The organism is Rhodococcus qingshengii JCM 15477, from assembly GCF_023221595.1.
In the GTDB taxonomy this organism is placed as follows: Bacteria; Actinomycetota; Actinomycetes; order Mycobacteriales; family Mycobacteriaceae; genus Rhodococcus_F; species Rhodococcus_F qingshengii.
Genome location: NZ_CP096563.1, coordinates 5,483,659 through 5,502,201 on the forward strand (window position 1 = coordinate 5,483,659; position 18,543 = coordinate 5,502,201).

15 protein-coding genes and 1 pseudogene are annotated in these 18,543 nt (G+C 62.4%); 5 read left to right on the plus strand and 11 right to left on the minus strand.

Annotated elements, in window-relative coordinates:
• Nucleotides 1-27 precede the first annotated feature (27 nt).
• Together M0639_RS25180 and M0639_RS25185 are read left to right on the plus strand one after the other, a co-directional pair.
• Nucleotides 28-1,683, plus strand: coding sequence for a class I adenylate-forming enzyme family protein (locus tag M0639_RS25180; RefSeq protein WP_197486160.1), 1,656 nt, complete (start codon nt 28-30; stop codon nt 1,681-1,683).
• A gap of 53 nt (nt 1,684-1,736) precedes the next feature.
• On the plus strand, nt 1,737-2,642 hold the full coding sequence (locus tag M0639_RS25185; RefSeq protein ID WP_218959991.1) for an NAD(P)H-dependent flavin oxidoreductase: 906 nt from the start codon (nt 1,737-1,739) through the stop codon (nt 2,640-2,642).
• On the opposite strand, the gene M0639_RS25190 is transcribed toward M0639_RS25185, so the two are convergent.
• From M0639_RS25190 to M0639_RS25215, 6 genes and pseudogenes are all read right to left on the minus strand, one after another.
• Entirely contained in the window at nt 2,639-3,535 is an 897-nt protein-coding gene (locus M0639_RS25190) for a LysR family transcriptional regulator (protein WP_003939949.1), read from the minus strand. The two genes, M0639_RS25185 and M0639_RS25190, sit on opposite strands and share 4 nt — an antisense overlap.
• Before the next feature lie 3 nt (nt 3,536-3,538).
• Nucleotides 3,539-4,441 (minus strand): LysR family transcriptional regulator, encoded by a 903-nt coding sequence (locus M0639_RS25195; protein WP_007729501.1) that lies wholly within the window; start codon nt 4,439-4,441, stop codon nt 3,539-3,541.
• A gap of 30 nt (nt 4,442-4,471) precedes the next feature.
• Nucleotides 4,472-5,285, minus strand: a pseudogene (locus tag M0639_RS25200) (enoyl-CoA hydratase/isomerase family protein).
• On the minus strand, nt 5,282-6,043 hold the full coding sequence (locus M0639_RS25205; RefSeq protein ID WP_064074252.1) for a crotonase/enoyl-CoA hydratase family protein: 762 nt from the start codon (nt 6,041-6,043) through the stop codon (nt 5,282-5,284). Before M0639_RS25205 ends, M0639_RS25200 begins: the two are co-directional and overlap by 4 nt.
• Before the next feature lie 37 nt (nt 6,044-6,080).
• Nucleotides 6,081-7,127 carry an MBL fold metallo-hydrolase gene (locus tag M0639_RS25210; RefSeq protein ID WP_064074251.1) on the minus strand — a complete coding sequence of 349 codons (1,047 nt, stop codon included), beginning with the start codon at nt 7,125-7,127 and terminating at the stop codon, nt 6,081-6,083.
• Nucleotides 7,124-8,683, minus strand: a complete 1,560-nt coding sequence (locus M0639_RS25215) for a long-chain-fatty-acid--CoA ligase (RefSeq protein ID WP_064074250.1) — start codon at nt 8,681-8,683, stop codon at nt 7,124-7,126. The genes M0639_RS25210 and M0639_RS25215 overlap by 4 nt, the downstream gene beginning before the upstream one ends.
• A gap of 187 nt (nt 8,684-8,870) precedes the next feature.
• Between M0639_RS25215 and M0639_RS25220 the strand changes: the two genes are divergently transcribed.
• Nucleotides 8,871-9,815 carry a LysR family transcriptional regulator gene (locus tag M0639_RS25220; RefSeq protein WP_052416969.1) on the plus strand — a complete coding sequence of 315 codons (945 nt, stop codon included), beginning with the start codon at nt 8,871-8,873 and terminating at the stop codon, nt 9,813-9,815.
• Here M0639_RS25220 and M0639_RS25225 read toward each other — a convergent pair.
• Nucleotides 9,749-10,639, minus strand: a complete 891-nt coding sequence (locus tag M0639_RS25225) for a LysR family transcriptional regulator (protein ID WP_007729523.1) — start codon at nt 10,637-10,639, stop codon at nt 9,749-9,751. The two genes, M0639_RS25220 and M0639_RS25225, sit on opposite strands and share 67 nt — an antisense overlap.
• 182 nt (nt 10,640-10,821) lie before the next feature.
• Between M0639_RS25225 and M0639_RS25230 the strand changes: the two genes are divergently transcribed.
• Nucleotides 10,822-12,492 (plus strand): chitobiase/beta-hexosaminidase C-terminal domain-containing protein, encoded by a 1,671-nt coding sequence (locus M0639_RS25230; RefSeq protein ID WP_042448556.1) that lies wholly within the window; start codon nt 10,822-10,824, stop codon nt 12,490-12,492.
• 64 nt (nt 12,493-12,556) lie between these two features.
• On the opposite strand, the gene M0639_RS25235 is transcribed toward M0639_RS25230, so the two are convergent.
• Complete coding sequence (locus M0639_RS25235) at nt 12,557-13,747, minus strand: acyl-CoA dehydrogenase family protein (protein ID WP_007729528.1); 1,191 nt, start codon at nt 13,745-13,747, stop codon at nt 12,557-12,559.
• 310 nt (nt 13,748-14,057) lie between these two features.
• On the opposite strand from M0639_RS25235, the gene M0639_RS25240 reads away from it, so the two are divergent.
• The gene (locus M0639_RS25240) at nt 14,058-15,278 is read left to right on the plus strand and encodes an acetyl-CoA C-acetyltransferase (RefSeq protein WP_007729531.1); all 1,221 of its coding nucleotides are present in this window, start codon (nt 14,058-14,060) and stop codon (nt 15,276-15,278) included.
• A 5-nt stretch (nt 15,279-15,283) separates the two neighbouring features.
• On the opposite strand, the gene M0639_RS25245 is transcribed toward M0639_RS25240, so the two are convergent.
• The 3 genes from M0639_RS25245 to M0639_RS25255 form a co-directional block, all read right to left on the minus strand.
• Nucleotides 15,284-16,480: a CaiB/BaiF CoA transferase family protein gene (locus M0639_RS25245; protein WP_063315750.1), complete on the minus strand. Its 1,197-nt coding sequence runs from the start codon at nt 16,478-16,480 to the stop codon at nt 15,284-15,286.
• Between the two features lie 72 nt (nt 16,481-16,552).
• Nucleotides 16,553-17,293, minus strand: coding sequence for a 3-oxoacyl-ACP reductase FabG (gene fabG / locus M0639_RS25250; protein ID WP_064074249.1), 741 nt, complete (start codon nt 17,291-17,293; stop codon nt 16,553-16,555).
• 42 nt (nt 17,294-17,335) lie between these two features.
• Complete coding sequence (locus tag M0639_RS25255) at nt 17,336-18,502, minus strand: acyl-CoA dehydrogenase family protein (protein ID WP_007729538.1); 1,167 nt, start codon at nt 18,500-18,502, stop codon at nt 17,336-17,338.
• Between the last annotated feature and the right edge of the window lie 41 nt (nt 18,503-18,543).

Consider the following 18,543-nt stretch of genomic DNA (forward strand, 5'->3'; position numbering starts at 1 on the left):
ATCGCCAATCCACAACTGCGGCACAACATGCAATACCCGGATACCACCATGGCGTACTGGGCGCCCAGCATGGCGGCGCTCTACGGTGACCGCCTCGCCGTCGTGGACGGCGAGCGTACGTGCACCTTCCGCGAACTCGGCCAGCGCAGTGCGCAATTCGCCGGCGCACTGCGGCAAGCCGGGGTGGGCGTCGGCGACGTGGTGTTGATGCACCTCGGGAACTGCGTCGAGTTCCTCCAGGCTTACTACGGATGCCTACAGGCCGGGGCGACAGTCACATTGGTCAACCCACTGCAGCCAGAGCTCGGCCTGCGCAAGCAGATCGAGGAGACGTCCGCCGTTGCTGCGGTCACTCAGAGTTCGCAGCTGCACACACTGCTCGCGGCCTCTTCCGGAACCTCCGTGCGTACGATCGTGATGGTCCAGGACACCGAGGGCGCGCTCGACACACCGGAGTCGGTCGTCGCATTCGACGCCTTCATCGCCGATCTACCCACCGAATTCACCCCTGCCTCCGTCCGAAGCGACGACATCGCACACATCGCGTTCACCGGCGGAACCACCGGAGTATCCAAAGGTGTTCGTGTTCTTCACCGCAACGTCGTCGGCAACATCACGCAGATGTGTGGGTGGAGAACCGGGCACGAGTTGGAGGCAGGTCCGGACGGTCTCGTCACGCCTCGACGCATCGACGGCCTCGACGTGCTCGGTCCGACGCCCGGGACCGGGGCGACCATCGTGGTCTCACCTCTCTTCCACGCACATTCGTTGCTCAACACGTCGTTCCTGTTGATTTCCGGTCTCACCCAGGTATTTGCCGGTCGGTTCGAACCCGGCCGGATGCTCGAGCTGATCGAAAAGCACGAGGCCACCTATCTCACCGGGTCTCCCGCTATGTGGCACGCACTGTCGGTTCATCCCGACGCCACGGTGCGCAACACCGACAGCGTGTGCGTCGTGTCTTCGGGTGCTGCCCCGATCGACAGTGTCACGCTCGCCGCACTCCGCCGGGCATTTCCCAAAGCGCTCGTCGTCGAAGGCTACGGGCTGACCGAGGCCACCTGTGTGGTCACGGCCGCACCGCTGATCAACGGCTCGGAATATCGGCAGAGCAGCGTCGGCCTCCCGATCTTCGACACCGAAATCCAGATTCGCGATCAGCTCGACCGGAAGACCGTTCTGGGCGAGAACGAACGCGGCGAACTGTGGGTGCGTGGGCCTCAGGTCACCGACGGCTATCTCGGACACCCGGAAACCACCGCAGAACAGTTCGTCGACGGCTGGTTGGACACGGGAGACATCGCGTACCTGGACTCGGACGGATACCTCTTCATCTGTGACCGGGCCAAGGACATGCTCATCTACAAGGGGTACAACGTCTATCCGCGGGAACTCGAAGAGATTCTGGTTTCGCACCCGGCGATCTCGACTGCTGCGGTTGTCGGCCGCGAAGTGGGGAGCAACGGCCAGGAGCCCGTAGCCTTCGTGGTGATGATTCCGGGCGCCGAGTTCGACGCCGAGCAGATCAAGGCGTTTGTCGCCGAGCAGGTGCTGCCGTACAAGAAGATTCGCGAAGTCGTCGAGGTAGAACTCCTTCCGACATCGGCTGCCGGTAAGGTCCTCAAGACCGACCTCCGCTCGAGACTTCTCGAATCCGTCGATCAGAAAGGCGGTTCCAGGTGACGACCTTCGCAGACCTGACGTCGCAACTGCGTGTCCCGGTTCTCGCTTCACCGATGTTCATCATCTCGACTCCTGACCTCGTCATCGCGCAGTGCACCTCTGGCATCATCGGGTCCTTCCCGGCACTGAATGCTCGTCCGCAGTCGGCACTTCGGGATTGGCTCAAACTGATCACCGTGGCTCGTGAGGAACATGATCGTGAGCACCCGGAGAATCCGTCGGCGCCATTTGCCGTCAACCTCATCGTCCACCGGTCCAACAACCGCCTGGAAGAGGATCTGGCGACCATCGCCGAGTTCGAGGTTCCGATCGTCATCACGTCCCTCGGCGCTCGCACCGACATCAACGACGCAGTCCACGCATACGGCGGAATCGTTCTCCATGACGTCATCGACAATCGCTTTGCACGCAAGGCGATCGAGAAGGGCGCCGACGGACTGATCGCGGTAGCTGCCGGGGCCGGTGGTCATGCCGGTAGGCAGTCGCCGTTTGCCCTGATTCGGGAGATTCGTGAGTGGTTCGCCGGTCCACTGCTGTTGTCAGGTGCCATCGCTCATGGTGATTCGATTCTCGCTGCGCTCGCGGCCGGGGCCGATTTGGCATACGTCGGATCAGCTTTCATCGCAACCGAAGAGGCTAACGCGGATCCTGCGTACAAGGAGATGATCGTGGGTTCAGGGGCCTCCGACATCGTCTATTCCAACCTGTTCACCGGAGTACACGGAAACTACCTGCGGGGCAGCATCGTTGCCGCCGGCTTGGACCCCGACAACCTGGCCGAATCCGATCCATCCGCAATGAGTTTCGCGACCAACGACACCGATACCAAGGCCTGGCGTGACATCTGGGGCGCCGGACAGGGCATCGGAGCGATCGATGCAGTCCTTCCGACGCATGTAGTAGTAGAGCGTCTCGCCGCCGAGTACTCTGCCGCGCGAGAACGAATCTGCCGACTCTAGTGCTGTGACCGGCGTTCGTCGGACAGGTACTCGTGGATCAGGTTCACGAATACCTGTCCCACCGGCGACAACGTCGAGGGGTCGAAGGCGAGACCGTACGCACGCAGGAATCTCGGCTCGCAGGCCCGTTCCACCACCTGACCAGGCATCGATTTCGCCACCGAGCGCTCGACCAACGAACCGCCGAGTCCGGCGATGACCATCGGGAGCCGCGACTCCCGTTGCTCGGTCACCACCGCGAGTTCCGTTCTGGTACCGGCCTTTCGGATCGAATCTTCGATCGCGTCACCCATCGCTGCCCCGCGAGGAACGAATACCATGGGAATGTCCGGCATTTCCGAAAGGCGTACCGGCCCCTCGGGTAGTTCCGTTCCAGCCGGGTAGACCAGGCGGTATTCCTGCTCCCCCAATTCGACGATTTCGAGCCCTTCGCCCGCCTCGAGCGGCAGATGAGCCACCGCGAATTCGCAGTGGCCGTCCCGGATGAGACTTTCCAGATTGTCCTCACGCTCGAGTTCCGAGAATCTGACTCGTGCTTGCGGATACCGTCGACAGAACTCCGCAATCAGATCGACGATCGTCCCCGAGGTCAGTGCAGGGAAAGCCATGATGTCGAGGCGACCGACGATGGCGCCATCGGATGCCGTCAACTGTTCAGCCGCCGCAGCTACGTCTCGCAAAACCTGTCGACTCGGGCCGACCAGACTGCGACCGGCAGCACTGAGCACCATGCCTCGCCCGATGCGATGGAACAGCCTCACCCCCAGTTCACGTTCGAGCCCGCGCAACGCTTGTGACACGGTCGGCTGAGCAACGCCGAGAGCCGCTGCGGCGCCGTTGATCCCCTTGTTCTCGACCACTGCGAGGAAGTACTCCATCTGCCGGAACTCCACAGTTCACTCCTCTTCCGTGGACGGAACGGCGGAGGTGGCCATTTCCGCAGCCGTCGCGATGAATGCAGCGGCCGCCGGGGATTGCTCGCCCGAGCGATAGACGATACCGACGTCGCGTGTCAGCGGCGGATCGAAGGAGAAGGCGCAGACGTCTGTCATCTGCTGTTGCGCAACCCTTCTCGGCACTACAGTGGCGCCGATCCCTCGACGCACGAGTTCCCACGTGGTCACAGGGTGGACACAGTCCACGACTACGTTCTCGGCGCCTTCGCTGAGCAAGCCCCGGAACTGATTCGATTGATCACCGAGATCGACCACCAGCGGCAAACTGTGCAAGAGCGCTCGCGGAACCGGATCCGCCAACGGCGTTGCAAGTCGGCCGGACAACGACGCATGGGTGGCGAGCACCAACTCCTGAGTGGCAATCGGAGCCGTGACCAAACCTTCGTACCCGATACTCAGATCGGTGACGCCGACTTCGGCCGACCCTCGCCGCAACGCATTGTCGACCCCGGCCGGGCCGTACGTGTCGAGAACACGCACGACGATCTTCGGGAAGTTGGCCCGGAATCGCCGGACCAACTCGACCATCGGATCGATCGAGAACGCCGAGTACGAGACGACGTCGACACGACCGAACTCGAGTTCGCGAACGGCGGTCACTTTCGCCTTCGCGCGCTCGACGTCGGCAAGGATTCTCCTGGCCGCGAGATCGAACGTGCGGCCCGCGTCGGTAAGAACCAACCGCCTGCCCGTCCGGTCGAACAGCGTGGCGCCGAGTCGACGCTCGAGCGTACGAATTGCCTGTGACAGCGAGGGCTGCGAAATGTAGAGAGCCTGAGCGGCCTTCGTTATCCCACCGTGGTCGACAACAGCGACGAAGTAGGTGACGAAGTGCAGATCCACTCATCCATCATACGACCAGCGATCCGTCGCTCACTCCACCCGAGTTGCCCCTGGTACGGCCCACTCTCCGGTGAAGATCGGCTCCCGCTTTTCCACGAAGGCACGAACCGCGTCGGTGGCATCCGTCGCAAAATTGACCGCTTGCGCCCTCGCCTCGTTGTCCAACGCCTCCCGCAACGAGAGGGAGGTGTGATGTTCGAGCATGGCGGCAGACTGACTCAGTGCGGGCCGGCGGGCCGGCGGCGAGCCGCTGCGCCAGTGTTGACGTGTGTTCGTCCAGCTCGGCCGGTTCGACCAGATAAGTCACCAACCCGAGCTCGTAGGCTTCCTGTGCGTCGATCGTCTCGGCAAGCATCACCAGTCGCTTGGCTTGTTGGAGGCCGACCAGTCTCGGCAGGATCCACGAACCACCGAAGTCGACAGACAACCCCCGTTTGGCAAAGATCTGGCTGAACTTCGCACCCTTGGCCGCCACGACGAAGTCGCAGAGCAACGCCATGTTCCATCCGGCTCCGACGGCAAACCCGTCGACCTTCGCCACCAGAGGTTTGGGAAACTCACTCAGTGCGATTGCCGTTGCGTTGATGACACGCATGCGATCGAGCGGGTGCGACGAGCCACGCTTGTCCAGATCGGAGCCCGCGCAGAAGGTCCCATCCGAGCCGGTCAGGATCACCGAGCGAATCTGCGCGTCCTCTTGAAGTTCGAGGACTGCTTCACGTAGAGCGATCCAGGCGTCGAGATCGAGAGCGTTGCGGCGGTGCGGCCGACAGAGAACAATCGTCGCGACAGCACCGTCTCGTTCGATGCTTACGGCCGCGCGCTCGATCGTCTCGGCACTCATGAACCACTCCACACGGGAGAGCGCTTCTCGGCAAATGCCGTGGCGCCCTCCTTGGCATCACGAGAGGTGAAGACCGGATCGATGAATTCGCGTTGCGCGACAAAGGCATCCGGATCGGTGTACTTGGCGGACATTGCCAGTACCTGCTTGGTCGCGCGAACAGCCAGTGGACCGTTAGCCGCTACTCGGGCCGCAAGCTCGCGTGCGACGGTCAGCGCCTGTCCCGGTTCGGCGAGCCGATTGACCAAGCCGTGATGGTGCGCCACGGTGGCACTGAGCGGATCCCCCGTGATCGCGATTTCCATGGCCAACTGATACGGAAGAATTTTCGGCAGACGTAGGAGCCCGCCGGCGGCCGCGGCAAGTCCCCGCTTCACTTCGGGCAGGCCGAATTTCGCGTCCGTGGACGCCACGATCAAGTCGGCCGCCAAGGCCAGTTCGCAACCGCCGGCGAGTGCCCAACCTTCGACGGCTGCGATCAGCGGCTTCGACGGCGGTGCCTCGGTCAGACCGGCAAAACCACGACCCGGTAGCGATGGCCGCTCTCCGCGCGCAAATCCCTTCAGATCCATACCGGCGCAGAAGGTTCCACCAGATCCGGTCAGAATGCCGATGGTGAGATCGGAACGTTCCTCGAACTCGTCGATCGCGGCTGCGAGTGCCTGTGCGAGTTCCAGGTTGACCGCGTTCTTGGCCTCGGGACGATTGAGGGTGATGACGGCAACGCCGTCGGCGAAGTCGGTGAGCACGACGCTCATGTTCGGTTCCTACTTCCGTGATGAGATTCTTGAAAGGTCACTGCGCGCGAATGCTCCAGCGCACGGGTGTGCCGCCGGACGGTGTCACGATCTCCCGCTTGGCCAAAACAACAAGATGAGCATGGGTTTCGCGGACTGCCAAGCGAAGTAGTCGCGGCGACATCTGTTCGAACGGGCGAGACCAGGAGATCGTGCGTGAGAGTTCCCAGGCCGTGGATTCAGGCTCATCCTGCACCGCAGCCACGATCTCCGCCAATCGCTCCTCGTGGTGCCCCATCAATTGACGTGCACGATCGGCGATCCCACGGAATCGATATTCATGTGCCGGAAGCACTTCGCACTCGCCCAGTGTTGTCGTCGCCTCGAGCGAGAGAAGATAACGATGAAGCGGGTTCTCGAGTTCACCGGGAATCGTGGAGATGTTCGGGCTGATCCTCGGCAGCATGTGATCGCCGCTGAACAACAAGCCTCTGTCCTCTTCCACGAAGCAGAGATGTCCGGGAGTGTGCCCCGGTGTCCACTGGGCCCGGAGATTCCACCCGGGAAGATCGAGTGAATCACCATCTCCCAGAACAATGTCGATGGTTTCATGCTCGGCGAACCGCACCAGGTCGACCCGAGACGCGTCGAGCACTTCGGCCGGTGCGCCGAGTTCGGACAATTGCAGGTTCCAGCCACTGATGTCGTCGCGGGTCTGCTCGGGACCGTGGTATCCGAGGAGCGTCGCGTCGGCCACGTGCATCGCAAGCGTTGCGCCGCTGACCTGCCGAAGACGCGGCGCCAGACCGAAGTGATCGGGATGCAGGTGCGTGATTGCCGCATAGCGCACTTCGGAAATGTGGTATCCGATCGATGCTATGCCGTCGACGAGAGCCTGCCACGACTGTTCGTGATCCCAACCGACGTCGATGAGGGCAAGTCCGTCGTCGAGCGCGAGTGCGTAAACGAGCACGTAACGCAAAGGGTTGTCCGGCATGGGAACAGGGATCGACCACAATCCGTCCCGCACCTGTTCGACCGGTGGAAGGACTTTGTTCGCCCACGCCTCACGTTGTGCGACACCGACGTCTTCGGTCACGATCATGATGCTTCTCCGCTCGCGTTCAGCATGGTCCGCAGGCTCGACTTGAGCAGTTTTCCGCTCGCGTTGCGAGGTAGGGAGTCCACGAAATGGATCTGGCGAGGTTTCTTGTACGACGCCAACTTCGCTGTGCTGAAAGCGATCAACTCGTCGACGCTCGGCACGTCGGCACCGTCGACCAGTTTGACCACTGCGGTCACGGATTCACCCCAGCGCTTGTCGGGAACCCCGACCACCGCGACCTCGGCGACCGAGGGGTGCTCGGCCAGAATGGATTCCACCTCGATCGGATAGACGTTCTCTCCGCCGGTGATGATCATGTCCTTGAGTCGATCGGTGACGAACAGATACCCCTCGTCGTCCAGATGGCCGGCGTCCCCCGTTCGGAGGAAACCGTCGTGGGTGAACAATTCGGCGGTCTCACGGTCACGTCGCCAGTATCCGCGAGTGTTGTTTCTACTGCGCGCGACGATCTCACCGGAACTATTGGGCGGCAATTCCTCACCAGTGGTGACGTCTCGAATCGAGATCTCGACGCCGATCATCGGCTTGCCCGCAGAGCGAAGCAACTCCGAACGCGGCCCGCTCACATGATGGTCGTAAGCACGAAGGACGGATACCGAACCCGTCGTCTCGGTCATCCCGTATCGCTGAACGAATTTGCAGTTCAAGACAGTCATCGCGTGGGCGAGGAGCGCCGGAGTGATCGGTGACGCCCCATAGGCGACCACCTCCAGGCTGGTCAGATCGAAACTGTCGAGAGTCGGCAGATCTACCAGCGTCTGAATGACTGCAGGCACCAGAAATGCGTGGGTGACGCGGTGGGTCGCGATGGCATCAGCGACCCGAGCAGGCGCCATGTCTCCGAGCAGCACCAAAGGCACTCCGGCCGACAAGCATGTACTCATCCAGCCGGCACCGGCGATGTGAAAGAGGGGAAGTGCATCGAGTGCGACTGCATTCGAACCGAATTCGTAGACATCGAACCCCTCGGGCTCGTTGTACAGATTCCGGTGCGTGGCCACGACGCCCTTGGGCCGGCCGGTTGTCCCGGACGTGTACAGCTGCAGAACTGCTGCGTCCGGATCGTGCCCGTGTCCGGGGTCGACACCGGTCCCTGATGCCACGAACTCCGCCCAGGTTCGCGAATCCGGCAGGACCCCTGCAGCTCCCACGGTTATGACCTCGATGTCCGGCAACGCTGCGGACATCGCCGCCGCCCCCGCGGCGAACTCGTCATCGACGATCAAGACGTCGAGCTCCGCGTCCTCGGCGATGTCGACGAGTTCGAGTGGGTTGAGCCGCCAGTTCAACGGTATGAACACAGCGCCTGCCTTCGCACATGCGATGAAGGTTTCCGCACCTTCGAGCCCCATACGCAGTAGCGCACCGACACGAGCACCCGTTGTGGTCACTTCTGCCAGCGCACTCGCCAAGGTGCTGGTCTCGCCATCCAGCTCAGCCCAAGTCAACATTCGGTCGCCGCACGTGATTGCCGGATCGGACGGCCGTGTCGACGCCGAGTGACGTATCCGGTTGGGTAGGTGAAGCTCGCTCACATCACGCTCCTGTGTTCCAGGTACTCACCGAGCACGAACCGCGGTCGGTGGTACTGGAACAGTCGACCATCGCTATGGCCTGCGCCACAAAGACGAGAAGGCGCACAGAGCCATAGCTCAGACCTATGTCAGCAGGTCGCAGCAAGTCACCGCCGCCAAGGCTCCGTCATCTGGGAGAATTCGTCAGATGCAGGCACCCGGGATGGACATACGCAGCGCGCAATATCTCGTCGCGGTCGTCGATCACGGCAGCGTCACTGCCGCCGCGGACGTCCTGCGTATCTCGCAACCGTCCCTCTCGCAGGCCGTGCGCAACCTCGAACGAACTCTCGGAGCCACACTCTTCGAGCGCACCACTCGCGGTCTGGCTCCCACCACGGTCGGACTGGCAGTTGCCGATTCTGCCCGTACGTTGCTCGCCGACGTTGCTCGGGCCGAGGCCGCGGTGGCTGCGGTAACCGCTTTGCGCGCCGGGGAACTCGCCATAGCAGTTCAGTCCGATCTCGCCATCGACCCTGTTGCAGAGGTCGCCGGACGCCTCCATCTGACGGCACCCGGAATTCGGTTCTCCACGAACGCCTCCGCCAACGCACAGGACGTGCGCGCGCTCGTCAGAGCAGGTACGTGTGAACTCGGGTTTCTCGAGACCCACCCGGGTACCGAAGTCTCCGACGGGCTTCGAGAAATTGCCGTGAGCACCCAGGAAACGGTCTTGTCGATCCCCATTCGCCTGGCCACAGACCTCCCCGATCCGGTTCCGCGCACCGTGGTCGCGCGCCTGCCAATGGTGGTCGAGGCATCCGCAGTTCGGCGCGGGCACTCGATCGACGACGATCTGGAACTCACCGACGTCGTCGTGGAAGTGCCAGATCGCCTTGCTGTCCGGGAAATGGTCGGGCAAGGTGTAGGCGCCGCGCTGCTGCCCAGATCGATCGCCGAACAAGACTCACCGGCATCTGAGGTTCGCTCGCTTTTCCCACCGATCACCCGGCAGACGATCTTGGTCTACCGCGACGGCCCGCTCTCACCGGCCGGGTCTGCGTACATCGAGAACATCTCCCCACGTCACAAGCCCTCCACGAACAGCCTGCCCAACGGCGAGAGCGTCTCCGGATCGAACTCGACGCCGTAATTCAGTGAGATCGGCGGCTCCACCGGAAATATCTCCGCGCCGGACGCGACCGATCTCTCGGCCAACGAACGCTCCATGAATGCCATGCCCAAACCAGCAAAGACGAACGCGCCGACGGTCTCCCGCTGCGCCAACTCCGTCGACATCCGAGTCCGGGCCCCGGCGGCCTGCAGAGACGACTCGATGGCAAGGCGAGCCCGCGAGTGTTTGAGCACACCCACCACGGGGAGATCGGGCAATGCCGTCAATGACACCGGCTCTCCCGCAGCGGGTTTCACACCATTCGGCCAGACGTCGGGATGAACCCCCGACGGCACTGCCAGCCAGTACTCGTTCACCCCCAACACTTTCGTGGACAGCGCCGACATGTCGGGTGGCCAGTAACTGAAGACCACCTCGCACGCGCCGTCTGCCAACACCTGCTCAGACGTTGCACCCTGCGGCAACTCACCGACCCGAACGGTCACAGCAGGCCACCGCTCACGAAAGTCCGCCACGATGCGTGCGATCGGACCTTCGAGACCATGTGCCGCGGAGCAGATGTCGAGCCGGCCACGAGGCTCGTCGGCCGTACCGATCGCGACGTCGAACGCGGCCGCGCTGCTGCGAGTCATCTGCCTCGCCGGCCCTACCAACGCCCGACCTGCTGCCGTCAGCACCAAACCGCGACCGACACGGTGAAACAGTTCGACTCCGAGTTCGCGCTCGAGGCCACGAATACCCTGCGACAGCGACGGCTTGGTGACCGACAGATTCTGCGCAGCCGTCGACAAGGACTCACCACCGGCAACGGCAAGGAAGTACTCGATCTGACGTAGGTCCACTCCATCGACTTTGCCATAAACGCAGACAGGTATACCGGTACCAAGCACTGCAGGGTGTTCACACACGCTTCATTAATCGGACATTCAGGACACACCTTCTTCTACCCGGCGCCACCTACCGTAATTGGTCCAGACCAATTACGGATAGGTCTGAACCACCGCGTCGAAGACAAGGAATCCTCGTGAGACGTACGACCATCGCGATAGCAGCCGTGACCGCGGCTCTCGCCGTTCCCGGCATCGCCCCCGCCGAATCCCACGCCGAACCCGGCTGGGGCAGTTCGTCCTTCGAATGGGGCAGCTCTTCGGGCGAGAACAACACGCCGCCCGCAGCGCCCGGCGTCAGCGTCCCCGGCGGACGGTACGAGCACCCCGTCGACCTGACCTTCACCGCCGAGCGCGGCGCCACCGTCCGCTACACCCTGGACGGAACGACACCCACCACCGACAGCCAAGCTGCCACGCCGGGACGTCCGCTGCACATCGCACAGGACACCAACGTCACTGTCGCAGCTTTCCGAGGCGATCACGCGAGCGCGGCCGTCTCGTTCGGCTACCTGATCAAGACCTCGGAAAAGCCGCTGGCTCAGGTCGTCGTGATGTCCGACGTCCACGTCGGCGATCACGCGAACAACGACAAGAAGTACGAAAGCTTCTTCGACACAATCGGTTCCATCTTCCCGAAACCCGATGCTATCCTCTCCAACGGGGACATGATCAACGACAACGGAGACGGCAAGGGGCCCGACCACAAGATCGTCGCAGAAATCTTCCAGGCAAACCTCGCCCGGAAGGGCATGAACGACACACAACTCCTGATCTCCAACGGCAATCACGATGCAAGTCTCGCGGCGATCAGAGCCGGATATCCGGCGGAGTGGTTCCCGGATTCCGGTGGCGGATACTACGAATCCGACGTCAATGGTGTCCATCTCTTCACGGTCAACACCGAAACCTACAACAATGATTCAGCGCAACGCAATTGGCTGAAGTCCCGCCTGACCGAAATCACCGCGGAGTCCGGGAACCTGACCAAGCCGATCCTGGTCCAGGGACACCGGCCGGCAAGCAACACAGCCATGGACGGGCAGCAGGCGTCGAACCCTCGATTGACCGAAGACCTGAGTGCCTTCCCTCAGGCAATCTTCTTCTCCGGGCACTCACATCTGAACAACAACGACGACCGGTCGATCCATCAGCGTGACTTCACGTCGGTCAACGACGGCTCGATGTCGTACATCGAAATCGATCACGGCTACCAGATGGTGACCGAGTCCGGTCTCGCGAACCGTTTCGAATCACCCACTGCCCAAGCGCTCTTCGTCGAGGTCTACCAGGACCGCACGGAAATCAACCGAATCAACATGGCGGCAGACAAGCACGACATCTACGCCGGTGGCGCGTGGTCAGCCAACTGGCAGCCGCCGTACTCGAGCGCGGGCACGCTGAGCGGTTCGGGGTGGACGGTCGAACTCGACGGGTCGACCAACCAGCAGATCAAGGACAACTTCCGCTACACCTCGGGCGCACGGAACACGCACGCGCCGGAGTTCACCTCGAGCACTCCGCTCTCGGTGACGACCGGCGAAAACGGTGCGACCGCACTGAGGATCGCGCAGGCCAAGGACGATCAGATGGTGCACCACTACGCCGTCGAGGTCACGGACACAGCCACCGGAGCGAAGGTGGTCTCGTCGAAGGTGCTCTCGGACTTCTACTTCATGCCGCGGCCGAACAGCCTCGACATTCCGATTCCCGATGCCGCAGCGGGCACCGCATACGAAGCCCGCGTCGAAGCCGTTGACGCATACGGCAACCGGTCACCGGTGACAACCCTGGCCTTCACCCGCTGACGTCCTCCCGCTGACCCGACACGACAAAGCGGCACCGCGCATATTCGCGGTGCCGCTTCTCGGCTCAGTTGTACGTGCGAAGCAGGCCCTTGCTGATGATCTGCTTCTGGATGTCGCTGGTGCCTTCACCGATCAGAAGGAACGGCGCCTCACGCATCAACCGCTCGATCTCGTATTCCTTGGAATAGCCGTATCCGCCGTGGATACGGAAGCTGTCCTGGGTGACCTCCGAGCAGAATTCACTCGCCAGATACTTCGCCATACCCGCGGCGACATCGTTGCGCTCACCCGAGTCCTTGAGCCTGGCAGCGTTGACCATCATCAGATGTGCCGCTTCGACTTTGGTGCCCATCTCGGCGATCCGGAACGCGATGGCCTGATGCTCGGCGATCGGCTTGCCGAAAGTCTCGCGTTGCTTGGCGTAGGTGACAGCCAGTTCGAAAGCGCGCTGGGCAATTCCGCAGGCACGCGCGGCGACGTTGACCCGGCCGACCTCGACGCCGTCCATCATGTGCCGAAATCCCGAGCCAGGGGTGCCACCGAGAACCTCCTCGGCTCCGATCTCGAAACCGTCGAAGATCATCTCCGTGGTGTCGATTCCCTTGTACCCCATCTTCTCGAGCTTGCCCGGAATGGTCAGGCCCGGGAGTACCTCGCCGAAACCTGCGGGTTTCTCGATCAATATCGTCGTCAGATTGTTGTGCGGCTTCTCCGCGCCCTCGTCCGTCTTGACCAGGACTGCCACCAAGGTCGAGGAACCCCCGTTGGTCAGCCACATCTTCTGGCCGGTGATCACGTAATCGCCGGAGTCCGTCCGCTTCGCCTTGGTCGATATGGCAGCAACATCGGAACCGAGGGCAGGCTCCGACATGGAAAATGCACCGGTGAGTTCCCCGGACGCCAAACGCGGCAGGTACTTCGCCTTCTGTTCCGGCGTCCCGTGCGCCGAAATCATGTGAGCCACGATGAAATGCGTGTTGATGACACCGGACACGCTCATCCATCCACGGGCCAATTCTTCGACGCACAGCGCGTAGGTGAGCAATGATTCGCCGATACCCCCGTACTCGGGGTCGATGGTCAGTCCGAACAGACCCATGTCCTTCATCTGCTTGACGATGTCGGTCGGGTACGTATCCGAGTGTTCGAGTTCCTGCGCCGCGGGGATGACCACACGATCGACGAATTCGCGTACCGCCCCGACGATATCGGTCTGAGTTTCGGTCAATCCCGCCGTCTGCGCCAAACGAGTCACTGTTCCACCTGTCAGTCGGTACTTCGTGCCCTCCCGGTCGACGAAATTGATTCGACTCCAGGAACTTTCATCCCGCCGCGACGTGTGTGCGGCAGAGACGCTGTATCCATTCAATCCCCGAAGGGTATATGTGTCAAAGTCGATTTCGCATACGAACCGTATGGCGGAAACTATGTCCGAACAGGTCGTTCCTGCTGTTGACAACCGCGCCACGCGTGCTGGATATTCGAGTGGCCAGGTCGCGACGGGCCCTTCGATCGGCCCGTTCACGCGACGCATTCCCCACCTCTCCTCGAGACAGGCGCATTCCATGCACGACGCAGTCATCTGTGAACCCGTTCGCACCCCGGTGGGCGGATTCGGCGGAGTCTTCAAGGACGTTCCCGTCACCACTCTCGCCGGCACTGTTGTGCGTGGCCTCGTCGAACGAACCGGCATTGCGTCCACCGATGTCGACGACGTCATCTTCGGTCAGGGGTACGCCAACGGAGAGGCCGCGGCCATCGGACGAATCGCGGCACTCGACGCCGGTCTCGACGTGTCCGTTCCCGGAATACAACTCGATCGCCGTTGCGGTTCGGGATTGCAGGCGATCATCTACGCCGCGATGCAGGTACAGACCGGGATGAGTGATCTGGTCATCGCCGGCGGCGCCGAGAGCATGAGCGGAACCGAGTTCTACTCCACCGACATGCGTTGGGGCACAAAGCGCCCTTCCGTCGAGTTCCACGACCGATTGGCCAAACCGCGCACGAACTCCGGCGGAGTCAACTTTCCGGTGGAAGGCGGCATGATCGAGACCGCTGAGAACTTGCGCCGGGAGTACTCGATCACCCGCGACGAGCAGGACCGATACGCGGTGCGATCGCACGAACGGGCCGTTCACGCCCAAGACAGTGGGTACTTCGACGACGAGACCATTCCCGTTTCGGTGCCCGGACGCCGTGGTGAGCAGACAGTCGTCACCCAAGACGAGCATCCGCGCCGAGGGATACAACTGTCCGATCTTGCTGCACTGCGCCCCATTCGAGGTCGCGTCGACCCTGAAGCAACAGTCACCGCCGGAAACGCCTGCGGCCAGAACGACGCCGGAGCCGCGGCCATCGTCACCACTGCGGCCAACGCCGAACGGCTGGGCCTGCGGCCGTTCGCGAAACTGGTCAGCTGGGGTGTGGCCGGTGTGGAGCCGAACCGGATGGGCATCGGACCGGTGCCTGCCGTGGCGAAGGCTCTCTCCCGTGTCGATCTGTCGCTGGACGACATCGACCTCATCGAAGTCAACGAGGCCTTCGCCGCCCAGGTTCTCGCGTGCGCCAAAGCCTGGGGATTGAGCGCGCAGGACATCGAGGAACGCTTCAACGTCAACGGTTCCGGAATCTCGCTCGGACATCCTGTCGGCGCTACCGGTGGGCGGATCCTCGCCAATCTGCTGCGCGAACTCGACCGGCGCCAGGCACGGTACGGGATCGAGACCATGTGTATCGGTGGCGGACAAGGGATTGCCGCGGTGTTCGAGAACCTGCGACGCTAGAAGCGTTAACCGATCGATCCGTCGCGGCGAAGTTCCGCGATCCGGTCGCCCGTAAGTCCCAACTCGGCCAGCAGAGAATCCGTCTGCTGGCCGAGTGCCGGAACGTCACCCATGCTCATTTCGACATCCGAATACGTCATCGGAGGCAGCACGGCATCGATCGGACCGTTCTCGGTGCCCACGGACCGCCACCTGGCACGCTTCTCCAGCTGCGGATGTTCCAGCAGACCGGCCATGTCGTTGAGTGCCGCGGCCGGAACACCAGCGGCGGCCAGACGCTGATCCAGATCTGTCGTCGAGTACAGACGCGTCAGAGAGCCCACCAATTCGTCCACCTCGCCACGGTTTTCGACGCGCACGATGTTGGTGCGGTAACGCGGATGATCGACCAGATCCTCTCGCTCGAACACGTCCACCATCAGCGCTCGCCATCCACGATCGTTCTGGACGCCGATCAGGATTTCGCCGTCGGCCGTGGGATACGAATCGTAGGGAACAATCGCGGCATGGCCGAGACCGACACGTGGAATCTGCTTGTCCGCATACATTTTCATGTACATCGGATGGCCCAGCCACTCGACGGTGGAATCGAACATCGAGACCTCGACGAGCGCTCCCTTGCCCGTTCGCTCTCTACGGAACAGGGCGCTCAGAATCGAAGTCAGCGCGTACATTCCTGCCGCGATGTCGGAGACCGGGATGCCGGTCTTGGTGGCCGTCTCCGGTGTGCCTGTCACGGAGATCATTCCGGTCTCGGCTTGGACCAACATGTCGTAGGCCTTACGCTCGCGCCGCGGGCCGGCACTGCCGTAGCCGGACATGTCGATCACGATGAGCCGTGGGTATTTATCGCGCAGTTCCTCCGCGCCGAACCCCAGTCTCGCGGCTGCGTCGGGAGCCAGGTTCTGCAGGAACACATCGGCTCGCGCGACCAGATCGAGAAGGATCTGCCGGCCGGGGTCCGACTTCACGTCGACGGCGATCGATTCCTTGGAACGGTTGAGCCACACGAAGTGTGATGCCTGACCGTGAACCGCCTGGTCGTAGTGACGCGCGAAGTCACCCTCGCCGACGCGTTCTATCTTGATCACCCGCGCACCCATGTCCGCGAGATGTCTGGTGGCGAGCGGTGCCGCCACCGCCTGTTCGAGTGCAACTACGGTGATTCCGTCGAGCGGAAGATCCGAGTTCGGCTGTCCCATGTCAGTAGTCACCCCAGAAGTTTTACACCCAGAATTCTCACACTCTGAATTCTTGCACTCGAACAGGACGGATCAGATGTGGCGGCCGCCGGTGATCTCGAGAACCGTGCCGGTCATGTAGCTCGAGAGGTCGCTCGCGAGGAACAGCACAACCGAAGCAACTTCCGAAGGCTCGGCTGCGCGCCCCATCGGAATCTCGGCAAGCTTCTCGTTCCAGATCCGTTCGGGCATCGCCTCGGTCATCGCCGTGCGGACCAGTCCGGGCTGAACGGCGTTGACGCGAACGTTCTTGAACGCGAACTCTTTTGCCGCGGCCTTCGTCAGACCGACGATCCCGGCCTTCGCGGCCGAGTAGTTGGTCTGCCCGAGCATGCCCACCTTGCCGGAGATCGACGAGATGTTCACGATCGCGCCCGTCTCACGCTCGCGCATGCGGGCGGCGGCAGCGCGTGTTCCGTTCCAGGCGCCCTTGAGGTGAACGGCGATCACGTCGTCGAAGTCCTGCTCGGTCATCTTCCGCATCGTGGCGTCGCGCGTCATGCCGGCGTTGTTGACCATGACATCGACTGGACCGAAAGCGCTTTCGGCCAGATCGAGCATGGCCTCGACCTGTCCGGAGTCACGCACGTCGCAGGAAGCGAAACGGGCGACCGACTCTCCACCGAGTTCGGCGACCGCAGCCGTTCCCACGGTTTCGTTGATGTCGCCGAGAACGACGGTCGCGCCTTCCTTGATGAAGGTGCGCGCAATTTCGAGCCCGATGCCCTGGGCTCCGCCGGTCACTACCGCAACCTTGCCGTCCAACAATCCCATGTCCACTCCGTTCGTGAGGTTAAAGCTCGTCTGGAAAATGTGTCAGCGCTGGTTTTGCTTTTTCGCTTGCGCCACGAGCCCACCACCGAGAATCAGACGCTGGATCTCGCTGGTTCCCTCGTACAGGCGCAACAGGCGAACTTCACGGTAGATGCGTTCGACCGGAACACCGCGCATGTACCCGTTGCCCCCGTGGATCTGCACGGCGAGATCTGCGACCTTGCCCACCATCTCGGTGCAGAAAAGCTTTGCCGCCGAAGGCCCGAGACGGCGATCCTCACCGCTGACGTACCGCGCGGCCACCTCGCGCACCATCGCGCGCCCCGCCATCACACCGGCTTGCTGGTCTGCCAACATCGCTTGAACCAGCTGGAAGTCGCCGATCGCGGTGCCGCCCTGTTCCGTGACCACGGAGAACGCGACAGATTCGTCGAGCGCTCGCTGTGCTGCTCCCACCGAGAGCGCCGCGATATGGACTCGTCCGCGCGCGAGAGACGTCATCGCTGCGCGGTATCCGGTGTCCTGGTCGCCACCGACGAGGGCCGACTCGGGAACCCGGACGTTGTCGAAGGTGACCTCGGAGGTCCAAGCACCTTCCTGACCCATCTTCTTGTCCTTGGGACCGACCGTGACACCTGGCGTGTCAGCCGGAACCAGGAACACTGCAATTCCCGGACCATCGGAATCCGCCGGGCGAGTGCGCGCGAACACCACGAACAGCTGCGCCAGTGGAGCATTGGTGATGAACCGCTTGTTGCCGTCGATCACCCAGTCGGATCCGTCCAGCACTGCCTTGGTCCGAAGGCCGGCCGGGTTGGAGCCCGCGCCCGGTTCGGTGAGAGCAAAGGAAGCCACGACATCACCGGAGGCGATGCGCTCGAGCCACTGAGCCTTCTGCTCGTCGGTACCGAAGCCGACCAGCACCTGCCCGGCAATTCCGTTGTTGGTACCGAACATCGAACGCAGCGCCAGAGACGTGTAGCCGAATTCCATTGCCAGTTCGACGTCTTGGGTGAGGTCGAGTCCGAGCCCACCCCATTCCTGAGGGATCGCGTAACCGAAGAGCCCGATAGCTGCGGCCTTCTTGCGTATGTCCTCAGGAATGGCGTCGGTGTCGGCAATCTCCTGCTCACGCGGAACTACTTCCTTACGGATGAACTCCCGCGCAGTCGCCAAGATATCTGCGAAGTCATCTGCGTCGACCTGCATTCCCACCACTCACCTTGCTGTTTCCGAAGTCCATGCCGTCC

Bases quoted from the DNA above. Each gene is read 5' to 3' on its own strand.
- M0639_RS25180 (WP_197486160.1), top strand. From the start codon at position 28: ATGCAATACCCGGATACCACCATGGCGTACTGGGCGCCCAGCATGGCG.
- M0639_RS25185 (WP_218959991.1), top strand. From the start codon at position 1,737: ATGTTCATCATCTCGACTCCTGACCTCGTCATCGCGCAGTGCACCTCT.
- M0639_RS25205 (WP_064074252.1), bottom strand. From the start codon at position 6,043: ATGAGCGTCGTGCTCACCGACTTCGCCGACGGCGTTGCCGTCATCACC.
- M0639_RS25210 (WP_064074251.1), bottom strand. From the start codon at position 7,127: ATGATCGTGACCGAAGACGTCGGTGTCGCACAACGTGAGGCGTGGGCG.
- M0639_RS25220 (WP_052416969.1), top strand. From the start codon at position 8,871: ATGCAGGCACCCGGGATGGACATACGCAGCGCGCAATATCTCGTCGCG.
- M0639_RS25240 (WP_007729531.1), top strand. From the start codon at position 14,058: ATGCACGACGCAGTCATCTGTGAACCCGTTCGCACCCCGGTGGGCGGA.
- M0639_RS25245 (WP_063315750.1), bottom strand. From the start codon at position 16,480: ATGGGACAGCCGAACTCGGATCTTCCGCTCGACGGAATCACCGTAGTT.
- fabG (WP_064074249.1), bottom strand. From the start codon at position 17,293: ATGGGATTGTTGGACGGCAAGGTTGCGGTAGTGACCGGCGGAGCCCAG.
- M0639_RS25255 (WP_007729538.1), bottom strand. From the start codon at position 18,502: ATGCAGGTCGACGCAGATGACTTCGCAGATATCTTGGCGACTGCGCGG.